Source organism: Candidatus Albibeggiatoa sp. nov. BB20 (genome assembly GCA_016744725.1).
Classification (GTDB): Bacteria; Pseudomonadota; Gammaproteobacteria; order Beggiatoales; family Beggiatoaceae; genus Albibeggiatoa.
The window spans coordinates 2998-17401 of sequence record JADGDW010000063.1 but is presented as its reverse complement, the minus strand read 5'-3'; the positions used below and the strand labels follow the sequence as shown (position 1 = coordinate 17401).

Genomic DNA, 14404 nt, shown 5'->3' with positions numbered 1-14404 from the left:
CAATATAGCCAAACAGGTGCAGGCCAAAAACGTTATTACCTTCACAATGAAGATGAGGCAGACCCTTATGGTCAAGAACCAGGTACTTTCACGCCTTGGGAAGATATTGATGAAGATTCTGACTTATTATTTTATGAAGGTTTACATGGTGCGATCCAAACTGAAACCGCTAATGTACATCAATGGGTCGATTTGTTAATAGGCGTTGTACCAAGCGTCAATCTTGAGTGGATTCAGAAAATCAGTCGTGATACCAATGAGCGTGGTTATTCTGCGGAAGCGGTCACTCATACTATTCTTCGTCGGATGCCAGATTATGTGAATTACATTACGCCACAGTTCTCTAAAACCCATATTAATTTTCAACGTGTGCCATTGGTTGACACGTCGAATCCCTTTATTTCTCGTGATATTCCAACTGCAGATGAAAGTTTAGTGGTGATTCGGTTTAATAAATATCGTAATCAGGATTATTCTTATTTGTTATCGATGATTCATGATTCTTTTGTGGCGCGCCCAAATACCTTAGTTGTACCCGGTGGAAAAATGGGATTTGCAATGCAGCTTATTTTTGCGCCTATCATTCATAAAATGATGGAAAAACGCCGCCAAGCATTACGTGAAAGCTAGGGATTTTTAAGATAAACCTGTTTTAAGGGTACTTTGAGTGCCCTTTTTAATTATGTAAATTTATTGAATGCTCTCTTTTTTCCAACGAGAAAAAACCAAGAAAAACAGATATTCATGCCTATAGAACCCATTTGAAAAGAAAAATATTTTTCATGTTGGCCTAGAATTTAAAAGCAATTAGTTATAAAAAGTATCCGAACCATTGCCCCTAACAAAAAAGATTTTAATACACTGTTCAGCATGATTTTTTATCATTTTATTATCTGAACTTGCTATTTCAGAAATCACATTTTTATAAGGTTCTAAATCTTTACCTCTTATGATTAATTCTCTCAGGATATATTTAAGTTCCATCCAATTATCAATAGAAATAGCGTTTTCTAATTCCATATCTGAATATCTTGATAATTTTATTTTGACGATGAATCCAGGTATATTGATATACGCTACTAACGTAGCCAAAAATACTACAAAAACCAAAAAGAATAGTGACGATAAAAATCTGCCAATATAATATTTCCAAGTGATAAAATTTGAGTTTAGATTTAATATGGCAACAATAGTAAATGCCGTGGGTATACCAAAAAAGCCAATTATATTTAGTACTTTATCATTTTTTATACAGAGTAAAATAGCAGGAATGAATACAAAAATAGAAAGAAATATGAACAGAAATTGATTATCCATTTTAGAATACTTTTAATGAATTTTTTACCAACTATCTACAAATATAGATTGGAAAATTATGATTCTTTAAATCTAAACAAACAAGTAATGATTTAAATCATGCTAACATCTCATTTTTATAAAATATCTTTGTAAATCTTCCCATGCCTGAATTACCCGAAGTCGAAACCACCAAACGTGGTATTCTCCATAATTTACAATCCAAAACCGTATCTAAAGTCATTATCCGACAAACTCGATTGCGTTGGCCTGTACCTGAACATTTGCCCGAAACCCTGTCACAACAAAGCATCAAAACCATTCAACGCCGTGGAAAATATTTATTGTTTGAATTCCCACATGGCCATTTAATCAGCCACTTAGGCATGTCAGGCAGTTTCCGCGTGCTACCCGCCGACACACCAATTAAAAAGCATGAACATATTGATCTTATTTTCCAAGATAATCTATGCTTACGCTATCATGACCCGCGCCGTTTTGGCTGCTTACTGTGGACAGATCAACCCATTGAACAACACAAACTAATTGCCGTGCTGGGTGTTGAACCACTAGAAGCTGATTTAACAGGTGAATATCTATACCAAAAATCACGGGCTAAACGAGTGGCGGTAAAAAACTTTATTATGGACAGTCACATTGTGGTTGGGGTGGGCAATATTTACGCAAACGAAGCCTTATTTTTAGCCAATATTCATCCAACCATACCCGCCCAAAAAGTCAGCTTAGAACAATACGAACAACTGGTAAAACACATAAAACAAGTACTTACAACCGCGATTCAACAAGGCGGTACAACCCTACGTGATTTTACCAATACAGACGGACAAGCTGGCTATTTCCAGCAAATATTACATGTGTATGGCAAAGCGGGTAAACCATGCAGTTGTGGTCAAGCCCAAATCGAGAAAATCGTGATTGGGCAACGTGCCAGCTATTTTTGCCCTGCCTGTCAGCCTATTTAGCAAAAATTTCACCTCACACTATTTACATCAAGGGTTGTTATAGATTATGTTTACGTCTACCGATATTTTGACCAAGATGACTATAATAATTCATGAAAAATAAAGCCATAGCTCAACTCCCAATCAATATAATTGAAACTGTCCAATATGCTTTAGAAGAAGACATTGGCACAGGTGATATTACCGCGCAACTGATACCAGAACATCAACAAGCCACAGCCCAAGTAATTACCCGCGAAGACATGACGATTTGTGGTATTGCATGGTTTGATGAAACATTTAAACAATTAGATCAAAATATAAAAATTAACTGGTTTGTCGAAGATGGTGAAGAAGTCATAGTCAATCAAACATTATGCGAGTTAGAAGGCAACGCAAGAGTGCTGTTAACAGGCGAACGCGCTGCATTGAATTTCCTGCAATTATTGTCGGCAACTGCAACCCAAACTCAGCGTTATGTGCAACAAGTCAAACATACAAAAACCGCTGTGTTAGATACCCGCAAAACCATTCCTCATTTACGCACTGCGCAAAAATATGCTGTTACTTGTGGCGGCGGTAGCAATCACCGTATTGGTTTATTCGATGCGTTTTTAATCAAAGAAAATCATATTATGGCAGCTGGCTCAATTCAGAAAGCGGTGGCCAGAGCAAAACAAGTCGCCAATTTACCTGTACAAATCGAAGTGGAAGACATCGACGAAGTGCAACAAGCACTCAATGCAGGGGCTGACCGTTTGTTATTAGATAATTTTGATTTAGATATGTTGCGAGAAGCCGTGCAACTCGTTGATGGACGTGCAAAACTAGAAGCCTCAGGCGGCATCAATTTAAATACAATTCAAGCGATTGCCGAGACGGGTGTGGACTTTGTATCAGTGGGCGCGATTACCAAGGATATTAAAGCGATTGACTTATCAATGCGGATTTCTCACATCGCTGAAAACGCATAATAATAAAGGCTTTGTGCTCTCTGGAGTTCAAGGCTTTTTCGATGAAAAGTATTAAAATCGCTAGCGTTCTCGCGTCTATGAAAATACCAACGGACAATAATAATGAATCCTAATTTACAGCAATTACAACCTTATCCGTTTCAAAAATTAGCCAAACTTAAAGCTGACAGCCAACCTCCAACCGAATTAGAACATATCAACATCTCGATAGGCGAACCAAAACACCCCACGCCCGACTTTATCGTACAGGCATTACAACAAGCAACCATCAGTCAATTACCCAAATATCCAACCACACAAGGCAGTTTAGAATTACGCCAATCTATCAGCAACTGGCTCATCCAACGCTTTCAACTGACTGCGGACAGTCTTGATCCTAATGCGCAGGTAATCCCTGTCAATGGCACACGCGAGGCTTTATTTGCTTTTGCCCAAACGGTGATCGATCGTGAAAAACCTAATCCTACCGTGGTGATGCCGAATCCGTTTTATCAAATTTATGAAGGAGCTGCATTGTTGGGTGGTGCAAAACCTTATTTTTTAAATAGCTTAGAATCCAGTGACTTTTTACCTGATTTTGATGCCGTTCCCGCACAAGTGTGGTCTGATTGTCAATTGCTGTATGTGTGTTCGCCAAATAATCCCAGTGGCACAGTGTTGGGCTTAGAACGTTTACAAAAGCTGATTCAATTAGCGGATGAATATGATTTTATTATCGCGGCGGATGAATGTTATTCCGAATTGTATGCAGATGAAAATCAACCACCTGTTGGCTTGTTACAAGCCTGTGCCAGCATGGGACGCAATGATTATCAACGTTGTGTGGTATTCCATAGCTTGTCCAAACGTTCCAATGCACCGGGGCTGCGTTCTGGCTTCGTGGCAGGCGATGCGGATATTTTGAAAGCATTTTTGCTTTATCGTACTTATCATGGTTGTGCAATGTCGTTAGTCACTCAAGCTGCCAGTACCGTTGCATGGCAAGACGAAGACCATGTACAGGAAAATCGGTGTTTATATCGAGAAAAATTCAAAGCTGTGAGTGAAATTTTATCCCCTGTGCTTAATGTATCAATACCACCTGCAAGCTTTTATTTATGGCAACGAACACCGATTGATGATGTTGAATTTGCCCAACAATTATTTAATCAACAACATATTACCGTGTTACCCGGTCAATTTTTGTCACGCGAATCACAAGGTATTAACCCCGGTCAAAATCGAATACGTATTGCCTTAGTTCCTAATTTGGCACAATGTATAGAAGCAGCGCAACGAATACGGCATATTGTAGAAGGTTTATAAGATTTTCAAGTTGCTGAAAGAAATGGAAACCATTAGTACATTTAGGGCTAGTTTATTGTTACAATAGCGAAAAATATTGACTGACAGTACAATCAGTAAACGCTACGTATTTCATTTTCTAGGGAGCAACACATCAATGTGGGGAAATCGCCGCAAAAAGAAAGTCACTCAAATTGACTCATTAATAGGTAAAGATACTGTAATTACTGGTGATGTTCAGTTTACAGGTGGCTTGCATATTGATGGTAAAGTCAAAGGTAATATTGTTGCCGCTGAAGATAGTGGGTCAGTTTTAACCTTAAGTGAGCAAGGTGTTATTGAAGGTGAAGTGCGCGTACCGAATGTAATTTTAAATGGCAAAGTGATTGGTAACGTCTATGTTGCTGAAAATGTTGAATTAGCAGTTAGTGCACGAATTTTTGGTAATGTGTACTATAACGTAATTGAGATGGCGATGGGTGCTGAGGTTAACGGCAGCTTAATTCACTCTGGTGATAATACAGGTAAACCGCCGTTACCATTGGAACATGATGCAAAAGAGAATGAGAAAAAACAAGAAACTGAAAGCTGAGCCTTTTGCCCAAATAATATAACAAGTCAATTTTATTGATTTTTTCAATGTTAATGTGTTTTTGAGAATCAAATAGTTGTCAATAATTTTACAAAAGCCTCATTGCACTTAGACGAGGCTTTTGTTTTATTTAGAGACCAATATGAGAATATTACTTTATAGTCTATGTCTGTTGTCATTACTGAATTGTGGCCAAAAAGGTGATTTAGTGCGCCCTAAATCGGCTGCGGAAAAATTAGCAGATGCCATTGCGACACCCACAACGAGTCAAGCAACAACAATGATTGATGCTATTGCTACACCTATAACCAGTATCGTTGAAGAAGATGAATTAGAAGAGCAGGAATTTGAAGTCATTGATTTTGATGATGCTGAGACGATTATTTTAGATGAGCAATCTTTAATAATACAAGATAAATACTTGGTGCTGGCTTCTACTCCAGATCAACCTTGTCCAAATAAAGATTGTCGCTCTGAGTAATAAATAAATTATTGCACATTTTTATGACTCTCCTTTAAAAATAATATTGAATTATTACAATATGTTCTAAGTTATAGCTGTTATTTGAGTTATTAGACTAAATATAGAATATGGCTTAAATATGTCAAAATAATGGAAACAACGGCTATAATCTAAAGAATGGTTGTGTTTGCTAATATTAAAACCATGTTATCTATTGAAAAAGTGCGGGATTATAAGAATTTACTGATACAAACTTTTTGAGAGCTGCTACAATTGTAAATTATGCAGATAACGACTTTACTCTCTTCACTATATTGATTAATATTTATCTATAGAAAATAGGGGTGAAGTAGACTGGAATTAATTTAATAAACTGTATAATTATGAGGAAATAAAAATGTTATCAGAAATGAGGGTAATAAACCTAGCCCAGCATTTTAAATCTAACTACTTAGCTAGCTCTTCAGAAGAAGGAAAGCTTACAAGTCAGTTAAGAGATAAGCAAGAAACCGTCCAATCGATGCTACTTGATGGCATGAGTGTCGCTTTAACTGCAAAAATAGCTCGTTTATCTATCGAGCAAGTTGAAGAGATAAGAAAAAATTTAACTCATTAATTCTATAAATAAAAAAATAAGCTTTTAATTTTCAGGGGAGGGGAAAGTTTAAAGGTCGAACTAAATAGAAACTACCAAAATTATTTGAGGGTATAAAAGTTTTTTTGAGCTGTGAGACAAATTTGTTTTAAATTCTTCAAACAAATTGAGCCAGTCAGGAAAATTTTAATGGACTAAAAAACAGTACCTCATATATAGAGAAAATACATTATGCTTTTAGATTTACCAATAGATAAAAAGCCTAAGCTTCAATCTAATCTTTCAGAAGCAATTAGAAAGCAAATTAGAAATAGCAAAAACAATGCTACTTGATGGCATGAGTATTTCTTTGACTGCAAAAATTACCCAACTTCCTGTTGAACAAGTTGAACAGTTAAAACATTGCTTGGTACACTAAGCGATATTTGAAAATACGCCAAAGCCCTACTTTATGACCAGTTTTTTAACAATTCTTAGACGTGACTTATTACTTTCCTATCGTCACCGTTCTGAACTTGCAAACCCCTTATTATTTTTTATTATTGTGGTGAGCTTATTTCCTCTAGGTATTTCTCCAGAATCCAAAGACTTACAAATTATTGCACCGGGGGTAATTTGGGTTGCAGCCTTGCTGGCCTCAATGTTATCACTAGACGGTTTATTTCGTTCGGATTTTGAAGATGGCTCACTAGAACAAATTGCACTGAGTCCTCAACCTTTGCCCGTTGCCATTTTAGCCAAAGTGCTGGCTCATTGGTTAGTCACAGGTTTACCTCTTATATTACTTTCTCCATTACTTGCAACGCTGATGTTTTTACCCAATCAAGCCATGTGGGCACTCATTTGGACACTAGCATTAGGCACGCCCGTACTCAGTTTGGTTGGTGCAATCGGTGTCGCACTCACCGTGGGTTTAAAACGTGGTGGCGTATTGGTTTCATTATTAGTCTTGCCACTTTATATTCCTGTATTGATTTTTGCGGCTAATGCCGTTAACGTTGCAGTAGAAGGTTTACCTATTGTTGGACAGCTTTACTTTTTAGGAGCTTTGTTAACCTTAGCGTTAACTTTATCCCCTTTTGCGACCTCTGCTGCATTACGGATTAGTCTGAGTTAATCGAGATAATACAATGAATATACTTAAATTTCTGTGGACGTTTTACCATCAAATGGCTTCACCTCGTCATTTTTATGGTTACACTAATTATTTTATTCCGTTCTTTACTACGATCTGTATGGTTCTGATGGTTGCAGGTTTGTATTATGGATTATTCGTTGCACCACCAGATTATCAACAAGGTGATAGCTATCGAATTATGTTTATTCATGTACCCGCCGCTTGGATGTCATTATTTGTATACATGGTCATGGCGACAATGGCTGTGGTTAGTATGGTATGGCGATTAAAATTAGCAGAAATCATTGGCTCAAGTTCTGCACTGATTGGCGCGGCATTTACATTTTTAGCATTAGTCACAGGCTCAATCTGGGGTAAACCAATGTGGGGTACTTGGTGGGCTTGGGATGCACGACTCACTTCTGAATTGATTTTATTTTTCTTATACTTAGGTATTATCGCTTTAAATTCTGCAATCGAAGATAAACGCAAAGCTGCTCAAGCAACCTCAGTATTGACTTTAGTCGGTGTGGTGAATATCCCAATCATTCATTATTCCGTTACATGGTGGAACAGTTTGCATCAAGGTGCGACGATTGACATCATGAAAGGTAAAGTCGCTATTGATATACAAATGCTAATCCCATTGATTTTGATGGCATTTGCCTTTAAATTCTTCTATGCTGCGGTGGTTTTGAAGCGTGCACGTTGCGAAGTCTTAAACCGTGAACGAAATTCAACATGGGTGAAAGAATTAATTAGCCAAAAAGGCTAGTGGATTTCCATGCATTTAGATAAAAGAAGCCTCATTTATGTGCACACGTAGATGGGGCTTTTTATATAAAAATACCCAGTGTTCAGTTTTAAATTATGGGCATTATTTTGTGTATGACGCTGCGCTTATACACCCTACATGGGCTTTTTCAGTCTTTGACTAGAATTAGAGAAATTAAAAAATACTCAGTATTGGCATGTTGGAGCAAGTTATCATGTCTTGTGTTTTGTAGAAATCAGGCGTATTGATGCTTGTCAAAAATACGCCTGTCTATAATCAAAAAAATACTATTCTTCACTTTCCTCATTTTGTTCTGCATCAACTTCAACAATTTCCGCTTCAGCATCAAGCAACCATTGATTAATTTTTTCAAAATCTTCTAATGCAATCAATCCCGCAGCCTGTTTCAAGTTCAAGGTATTCAAAACATAAGCGTAACGTGAACTGGCATAATCACGTTGTGCTTGTAATAAATCACGCCGAGCATTCAATACATCAACGGAAGTCCGTGTGCCTACTTCATAACCAATTTGAACCGCTTCCAGCGCAGTTTCAGTTGAAGTCAACGCTTGTTTTGAAGCACTAATACGACTGATGCTAGACAATACATTCAAATAAGCATTACGGGTTTGACGCTGTACGGTGCGCTGTACTTGAGTCAATTGATCTAATGTTTGAGTATGACGCTGTTGCGCTTCACGAACCCGAGCTCGAATGCCACCGCCTTCAAATAACAAATAACCCACTTGAATCCCAATACTATTATCAGTTCCCGTTGCTGTACCCAATAAATCATTATCACCGCGCAAACGATCACGATAACTATGCTGAGCCACTAAATCAACTGTTGGCAAATGTGCAGCTCGTTGCTTTTTAATTTCTTTCATCGACGTTGTAATTGACTGTTTTGCAGCCAGCACTTGTGGATTATTTTCTAAAGCAATGCTTGTCCATTCATCAATATCCTCAGGGTCCGGGGACACTAAATTCATATCTTCGTCCAAAGTCTGAGTTAAATTATGATAATTTCCTGTAATTTCACGTAAAGCTTCTATTGCATTATCTACTTGATTCAACGCTAGAATTTCATCTGCTACCGCTAAATCATAACCTGCTTGAGACTCTTGCACATCCGTAATCGCGATTAAACCCACTTCAAAACGTTTTTGGGCTTGGTCTAACTGACGATAAAAAGCCTCTTTAGTGCTACGCGCAAAATTCACATTATCCTGTGCAGCCAAAATATTAAAAAAGGCATTGGCCAAGCGCACCATCAGTTCTTGTTTTGAACTTTCGTACGCGGCTTCAGTTTGCGCCACCACACTATCAGTTTGTTCGATCGCAATATTTAAATTACGGCGATATAACGCATAGCTCAATGATAAATTGTAGTTAGCATTAGTCGACTCAGTATTATCACCTGTGAGCCAATCTGACATGCTGATACTTTCCGAAACACTACCACCTAAGCTTAATTGTGGTGCAAGTGCTGCTTGAGCCTGAGGTTTTAATTGACGATTTGCAAGTATTTCAGATTCTGCAATTTTTAATTGAGGGTCATTTTGAATCGCTTGTTCATATAGTTCTAATAAAGTTTCAGCATAAAGTGATGGGCTTATAAATAAGGCACACAATAAGAGTAAACGCGGCATAAAGTTCTCCTTTAGGCAGAGGGGGAGTCAGTCAAGTGTAGGCTTTTAATACTTGTTAGCCAATGTTGGGTTGCTTTTGCAATGACTCAAGGGTTGCCAGTATAGCATTCACAACATAATCACTATATTTCAGTATAATTTGATTGCTATTCAAATGAATTTTTCTATAGTACAGTAATATTGATGATTCTCATATTTAAAAGGATAAGCTTATGCGTTGGCTCACATTTTTTTGTGGTTTATTGTTTTCGATTCATTTAGCAGCTGCGCCAATTTTGGTCGATGAATATGTTCCATTTCCTGATTTTTCTCCTGCAATGAAATGTAATATTTGTCGCACATTTCAAATAAATGCTGATGGCCACTTAGAAATTAAAGGTAAAGGAAAATTATGGACGCAAAATGCCGCCTATGATTTGACTAAGCAAGAGAAAGTGATTGTAGAGGCGGAAGTTAATTTACACACTTGGTATAAAAAGAAAGATGATAAAACCTATGGTTCATTGTTGATGCTTGGTTTTTCTGAAAATCTGCAAGATGACATTTTATATTTCACCATTGGTTGTCGTGCTGATGCCAATATTCGTACAGGGGTAAGTATCGGTAAGAAGCATGCTTTTTTTGCTAAATCGCGCTACATTTTGCCAGCGGACAGTTGGGAACAAGTCAAAGTCGAGTTAAGCAAAACTGAATTAGTGGCTTCAGCCAGCGGTGTGGAGTTGATTAGAGCCAATTTAACCAAGCATGCCTTTGCTCAAAAAGGCTCTATCGGTTTTATATCTTATTTGGGTATTCCTTTGGAAGTGCGAAATTTTAAGGTTACGACAAAATAAATATTCGATGGATTATTCTTTAATACCTTCGCCAATTTTTGGAAAATTAATGAAACCTATTGATTCTCCATAACTTAAAGTAGGAGTGCAAAACTTGTTTTGCCCAAGCAAAATAAATTTTACACTCCCTATTATTTAAACCTTCCCTTTCACCCAATCCAAAACACTTTTCAGTGCCGAGTCTAAATTATGCTAATAAAGCTAAAACTTATTTAGATGGCTTTGAATGAATTTCATTTTTGATTTTGCTGGGTTTATTAAATTCTATTTCGTTACCTGCTACGTTTAGTTTAAGATAAAAATCTAGGTTTAAATTCAGGATAGGCTCTATCTAGATCATCTAATATCAAGTTTACAAGTTGTGCTGAATCATATACTGTGTCATAAAGTTGATTATACTTGGGATAACGATGAAATCTATGCAAAGGGTTTCCACATGTCTCATAGCATGATTCTCTTACAGCTCCCCAAGCTCCGTGAGTATAACCTGATGTCCAAGAATAGTAGCTATCATACAGCTCTTTTAAGTCTGATTGTAAACTGAGTTTTCTTAAATCTTTATTGCACCAATGACCAATCTCAATTGATAAGAATTCTTCCCACAAATCTTCATTTGCAATATCTTCAAGAAGTTGAGAATTAATATATTTTGGTGACTCCATATCTATATCAAATCGCAGAGAGTTCAATTTAGCTTGACCAGCAACCATAGACCCGCCATTTTTTCCAAAGTTCTGCATCATCCTTTGAAAGTAAGTAATGAAAATTTATGTAAGTTTCTAAAATTGTTCGTAAGCCCAGCCTACCTAATATACCTGAGCCAATCCCAATACCTAAAAGTTCATCTAAAACACGAAGTACATAGAAAGAAATTCCAAATACAGCATCATGTTTAGCATCTATAGCTGTTGTAGTGTGTGTATTTTCCCAGTGTATTTGCAGATTTTCTATAACCTTTGTCACTTGGCTTCTAGTTATTTGAACTTGAACAGGATCAATGTTTACTTTTGTATCGTCAGTTAAGGACAAACAAGGAGTATGCAACCAGCCTTCAGTCCAAAATGATTTTGACCAATCTGTTTCTTTTTCGTCTATAAATGGGTTCATGCTCAATCCACCTTCCATAGCTCTAATCATTGGTCTAATATCTTCTTCGCTTCCTTCACAAGGGTAGTCAATAAGTTTTTGTCTTAGTTCCTGCTTATTTTTTGGAAAATGAGATTGCTCACAAATTATAGGAGCCATGAGGCGAAACCATTTGCAGTCAGTTGTTTCTTGGGATTGATGGTGATAGCTAGCTCCGACAGCAGCCATTAGGATATTAATATCAGGAATATATGAGGATAAGTATTTTTTCCATGTGTCATGTGCTGGAAGTGAATCAAATAATAATAGAACGGATAAAGCAGAAGCAGTTGATTGATTTTGAACAATATAATTAATTAGCTCGTCTCTAAGCTTTTCATCTAATTTTGCGATTCCTGTTAAAGTTATATCATAAAGTTTATCCTTATTTTTATGAGAACCAATAAACATTAGTATTCTTTTAAACTCTTCAATAGCAGAATCTTGATCATTAGTTACCCGAATAATTGCTGCCCATAACATATCAGGTAAACGCTCATAAGCCCAAGATGAAAGCACTGTTTTTTCGTCATTTATTAAACTAGATAAGGGTGGAGAAAGTGTTTTTCCTTCAAGTTTATGCTTATTCAATGGAGTTCTGTTTCTATTATTATTAGTTTTTTTCTTCTTACGATTATTTTTGCTTATTGGCATAACAATTCCCTCATACGAAATGATTTTTCATTATTTTTATGTGAGATTTTAACAAATTTTAACTTTTCATTCTCAAAAAATTATTTGCTGAAATTTTGCCCATGCTTCATCCTCTTCTTCACGATTCCAATCTTGTGCAAGTACCGACTCACTTAATAAAGCAGTCGTGTTTATATCTTCTAATGAGCTTAAAATAACAACTAGAGCTTTTTTAGATTCCTTTAGCTGAATAGATTCCAATAACTTTACATTGCCTTGTGTATCAACTTCAGCCTCTATTGCTTGAAACATATCAACTCTCCTATTTTACAAATTCTTGAGTTTTATTTCTTAACTGCTAGAATAAATACAAAGTTCCCATCTGCTGATAAGACTCCAAGGGAGGCTTCTTCGGATAGGCGGAATAGGTCATCTCTCATAATGAACTTCGCTTCTATCTAATCAAACCAATTATCAATTTTTAAATCTTCAAAATATTGAAAATCTTTCACATTTCTTGTTACTAAAATTAAATTATTCGTTTTTGCTATTGCTGCTATTTGACTATCAATCAGTGCAGGTGTTTTCCCTTGAGCAGATAGTTTTACTTGCTGTTCAGCGTGCCAGATAGCTGCATTCTGGTCATAAGACAAAATAGGAATATGTGCTATAACACTTTCTATATGCTCTTGAATAAGCAAACGCTTTTTTAAACTACTTGTTTTATGATAGCCACGATATATCTCATAAATCACCATAGCAGCAGTAACACATAATCCTTCATGTAAGAATAGCTTTTCAATCACTTTTTCATTTGCACTCTGTTTAAGGGGTTCAGAAACAATATTTGTATCAAGCAAATACACAGGATTCATAAAATGATTTCTCTATTTTCATCTATGGTTCTGTCATTTTCAAAAACATCCATATCAATATTGATATTTTCTGCTTCAATTTTCTGGCGTAATGCTGTTAAATGATGAGAAAATTCGAGATTTGATGGTATTTGCTTTTTTTCAGCCGTTTGGTATTTAATAAACTCAACAAACTGCCAAATTTCAGCGAGTTTTTTCTCTGGTAGACTATTTAATTCTCGATAAATATCATAAGCAGTCATGTTAGTACTCATTGCTCAACTCCTTAATTTAGTAACACACCCCCGCAAACGCAGAGATGCGTCAAACCAACTGCTAAACCTTCCCTTTCACCCAATCAACAACACTTTTCAATGCAGCATCTAACTGACTTGGATCATTACCGCCAGCTTGCGCCATATCAGGGCGACCGCCGCCTTTACCGCCGACCTGTTTGGCTACGTGATTGACTAATTCACCTGCTTTGACTCTATCAGTCGCATCTTTAGTCACACCTGCCACAATCGAAATCTTTTCACCTTTGACCGTGGTTAATACAATCGCAGCCGTGCCGAGTTTGTTTTTCAATTGGTCGAGCGTATCGCGTAATTGTTTCACTTCAATGCCTTCTACATTGGCAGCAAGCACTTTAATACCAGCGACATCCACTGCTTGACTACCTAAATCATCACCTTGGCTGCTGGCGAGTTTGGCTTTTAAGCGTTCTAATTCTTTCTCGGTATTGCGATTGTGTTCTAATAATTGTTGCACCCGTTCTTCCAATTGGCTGGGCGAGGTTTTGAGTAAACCCGACACCGATTGTAAAGTCTGTTCTGCCGTACTGACCCATTCCAAAGCCTTCTGCCCTGTCACTGCTTCAATCCGACGCACGCCTGCTGCAATCCCCGTTTCCGCTGTCACTTTGCATAAACCAATATCGCCCGTATTTCGCACATGTGTGCCACCACATAATTCAACGGAAAAATTGTCTTGTCCCATTGATAACACACGAACTTTCTTATCATATTTCTCGCCAAATAACGCCATTGCGCCACTTTCCATCGCTTGATCTAAATCCATTAATTGGGTTGATACGGTGCTATTGAATAAGATGTGTTGATTGACAATCTGTTCAACTTGAGCAATTTGTTCTGCTGTCATCGGTTCAAAATGTACAAAGTCAAAACGTAAACGTTCGGGATCAACGAGTGAACCTTTTTGTTTTACATGATCGCCGAGAACTCCACGT

General features: G+C 37.0%; 19 protein-coding genes. 11 read left to right on the top strand and 8 right to left on the bottom strand.

The features are described from left to right. Nucleotides 1-630 (top strand): phosphoribulokinase (locus ABXH34_RS08990; protein ID WP_353571539.1); only part of this gene is annotated, 630 nt, incomplete at its 5' end. 177 nt (nt 631-807) lie between these two features. Here the strand turns inward: ABXH34_RS08990 and ABXH34_RS08985 are convergent. Further along, nucleotides 808-1317 carry a hypothetical protein gene (locus ABXH34_RS08985; RefSeq protein WP_353571538.1) on the bottom strand — a complete coding sequence of 170 codons (510 nt, stop codon included), beginning with the start codon at nt 1315-1317 and terminating at the stop codon, nt 808-810. Nucleotides 1318-1460: 143 nt separating this feature from the next. Here ABXH34_RS08985 and mutM point away from each other — a divergent pair, with 143 nt between their 5' ends. The 9 genes from mutM (at nt 1461) to ABXH34_RS08945 (ending at nt 8058) form a co-directional block, all read left to right on the top strand. Further along, a complete protein-coding gene (gene mutM, locus ABXH34_RS08980) occupies nt 1461-2279 on the top strand; it encodes a bifunctional DNA-formamidopyrimidine glycosylase/DNA-(apurinic or apyrimidinic site) lyase (protein ID WP_353571537.1) in 819 nt (272 codons plus the stop codon). A 92-nt stretch (nt 2280-2371) separates the two neighbouring features. Further along, on the top strand, nt 2372-3232 hold the full coding sequence (nadC, locus tag ABXH34_RS08975; protein WP_353571536.1) for a carboxylating nicotinate-nucleotide diphosphorylase: 861 nt from the start codon (nt 2372-2374) through the stop codon (nt 3230-3232). A 102-nt stretch (nt 3233-3334) separates the two neighbouring features. Continuing rightward, entirely contained in the window at nt 3335-4537 is a 1203-nt protein-coding gene (gene dapC, locus ABXH34_RS08970) for a succinyldiaminopimelate transaminase (RefSeq protein ID WP_353571535.1), read from the top strand. A 136-nt stretch (nt 4538-4673) separates the two neighbouring features. After that, on the top strand, nt 4674-5108 hold the full coding sequence (locus tag ABXH34_RS08965; protein WP_353571534.1) for a bactofilin family protein: 435 nt from the start codon (nt 4674-4676) through the stop codon (nt 5106-5108). 142 nt (nt 5109-5250) lie between these two features. Further along, the gene (locus ABXH34_RS08960; protein WP_353571533.1) at nt 5251-5589 is read left to right on the top strand and encodes a hypothetical protein; all 339 of its coding nucleotides are present in this window, start codon (nt 5251-5253) and stop codon (nt 5587-5589) included. Nucleotides 5590-5968: 379 nt separating this feature from the next. Next, a complete protein-coding gene (locus ABXH34_RS08955; RefSeq protein ID WP_353571532.1) occupies nt 5969-6187 on the top strand; it encodes a hypothetical protein in 219 nt (72 codons plus the stop codon). 232 nt (nt 6188-6419) lie between these two features. Then, nucleotides 6420-6584 (top strand): Rpn/YhgA-type helix-turn-helix domain-containing protein, encoded by a 165-nt coding sequence (locus ABXH34_RS18740; RefSeq protein WP_502710404.1) that lies wholly within the window; start codon nt 6420-6422, stop codon nt 6582-6584. 33 nt (nt 6585-6617) lie between these two features. Continuing rightward, a complete protein-coding gene (ccmB, locus tag ABXH34_RS08950; protein WP_353571531.1) occupies nt 6618-7283 on the top strand; it encodes a heme exporter protein CcmB in 666 nt (221 codons plus the stop codon). A 13-nt stretch (nt 7284-7296) separates the two neighbouring features. Further along, a complete protein-coding gene (locus ABXH34_RS08945; protein ID WP_353571530.1) occupies nt 7297-8058 on the top strand; it encodes a heme ABC transporter permease in 762 nt (253 codons plus the stop codon). A 287-nt stretch (nt 8059-8345) separates the two neighbouring features. Here the strand turns inward: ABXH34_RS08945 and ABXH34_RS08940 are convergent, their stop codons facing one another. After that, nucleotides 8346-9710: a TolC family outer membrane protein gene (locus tag ABXH34_RS08940; RefSeq protein WP_353571529.1), complete on the bottom strand. Its 1365-nt coding sequence runs from the start codon at nt 9708-9710 to the stop codon at nt 8346-8348. A 212-nt stretch (nt 9711-9922) separates the two neighbouring features. On the opposite strand from ABXH34_RS08940, the gene ABXH34_RS08935 reads away from it, so the two are divergent. Then, nucleotides 9923-10543 carry a hypothetical protein gene (locus tag ABXH34_RS08935; RefSeq protein WP_353571528.1) on the top strand — a complete coding sequence of 207 codons (621 nt, stop codon included), beginning with the start codon at nt 9923-9925 and terminating at the stop codon, nt 10541-10543. A 290-nt stretch (nt 10544-10833) separates the two neighbouring features. On the opposite strand, the gene ABXH34_RS08930 is transcribed toward ABXH34_RS08935, so the two are convergent. The 6 genes from ABXH34_RS08930 to ABXH34_RS08905 all read right to left on the bottom strand — a co-directional run. Next, nucleotides 10834-11253 (bottom strand): DUF5677 domain-containing protein, encoded by a 420-nt coding sequence (locus ABXH34_RS08930; protein WP_353571527.1) that lies wholly within the window; start codon nt 11251-11253, stop codon nt 10834-10836. Beyond that, nucleotides 11234-12322, bottom strand: a complete 1089-nt coding sequence (locus tag ABXH34_RS08925) for a hypothetical protein (protein ID WP_353571526.1) — start codon at nt 12320-12322, stop codon at nt 11234-11236. Before ABXH34_RS08925 ends, ABXH34_RS08930 begins: the two co-directional genes overlap by 20 nt. 72 nt (nt 12323-12394) lie before the next feature. Then, nucleotides 12395-12613, bottom strand: coding sequence for a hypothetical protein (locus tag ABXH34_RS08920; protein ID WP_353571525.1), 219 nt, complete (start codon nt 12611-12613; stop codon nt 12395-12397). 146 nt (nt 12614-12759) lie between these two features. Continuing rightward, nucleotides 12760-13176 (bottom strand): type II toxin-antitoxin system VapC family toxin, encoded by a 417-nt coding sequence (locus ABXH34_RS08915; protein WP_353571524.1) that lies wholly within the window; start codon nt 13174-13176, stop codon nt 12760-12762. Continuing rightward, the gene (locus ABXH34_RS08910) at nt 13173-13430 is read right to left on the bottom strand and encodes a hypothetical protein (protein WP_353571523.1); all 258 of its coding nucleotides are present in this window, start codon (nt 13428-13430) and stop codon (nt 13173-13175) included. Before ABXH34_RS08910 ends, ABXH34_RS08915 begins: the two co-directional genes overlap by 4 nt. A gap of 61 nt (nt 13431-13491) precedes the next feature. Then, nucleotides 13492-14404 (bottom strand): DHHA1 domain-containing protein (locus tag ABXH34_RS08905; RefSeq protein ID WP_353571522.1); only part of this gene is annotated, 913 nt, incomplete at its 5' end.

Coding starts and splice junctions, on each gene's coding strand:
- ABXH34_RS08935 (WP_353571528.1), top strand. CDS start 9,923: ATGCGTTGGCTCACATTTTTTTGTGGTTTATTGTTTTCGATTCATTTA.
- ABXH34_RS08955 (WP_353571532.1), top strand. CDS start 5,969: ATGTTATCAGAAATGAGGGTAATAAACCTAGCCCAGCATTTTAAATCT.
- ABXH34_RS08945 (WP_353571530.1), top strand. CDS start 7,297: ATGAATATACTTAAATTTCTGTGGACGTTTTACCATCAAATGGCTTCA.
- ABXH34_RS08985 (WP_353571538.1), bottom strand. CDS start 1,317: ATGGATAATCAATTTCTGTTCATATTTCTTTCTATTTTTGTATTCATT.
- mutM (WP_353571537.1), top strand. CDS start 1,461: ATGCCTGAATTACCCGAAGTCGAAACCACCAAACGTGGTATTCTCCAT.
- ABXH34_RS08910 (WP_353571523.1), bottom strand. CDS start 13,430: ATGAGTACTAACATGACTGCTTATGATATTTATCGAGAATTAAATAGT.
- dapC (WP_353571535.1), top strand. CDS start 3,335: ATGAATCCTAATTTACAGCAATTACAACCTTATCCGTTTCAAAAATTA.
- ABXH34_RS08930 (WP_353571527.1), bottom strand. CDS start 11,253: ATGGTTGCTGGTCAAGCTAAATTGAACTCTCTGCGATTTGATATAGAT.
- nadC (WP_353571536.1), top strand. CDS start 2,372: ATGAAAAATAAAGCCATAGCTCAACTCCCAATCAATATAATTGAAACT.
- ABXH34_RS08960 (WP_353571533.1), top strand. CDS start 5,251: ATGAGAATATTACTTTATAGTCTATGTCTGTTGTCATTACTGAATTGT.
- ABXH34_RS08965 (WP_353571534.1), top strand. CDS start 4,674: ATGTGGGGAAATCGCCGCAAAAAGAAAGTCACTCAAATTGACTCATTA.
- ccmB (WP_353571531.1), top strand. CDS start 6,618: ATGACCAGTTTTTTAACAATTCTTAGACGTGACTTATTACTTTCCTAT.
- ABXH34_RS08925 (WP_353571526.1), bottom strand. CDS start 12,322: ATGCCAATAAGCAAAAATAATCGTAAGAAGAAAAAAACTAATAATAAT.
- ABXH34_RS08940 (WP_353571529.1), bottom strand. CDS start 9,710: ATGCCGCGTTTACTCTTATTGTGTGCCTTATTTATAAGCCCATCACTT.
- ABXH34_RS08920 (WP_353571525.1), bottom strand. CDS start 12,613: ATGTTTCAAGCAATAGAGGCTGAAGTTGATACACAAGGCAATGTAAAG.
- ABXH34_RS08915 (WP_353571524.1), bottom strand. CDS start 13,176: ATGAATCCTGTGTATTTGCTTGATACAAATATTGTTTCTGAACCCCTT.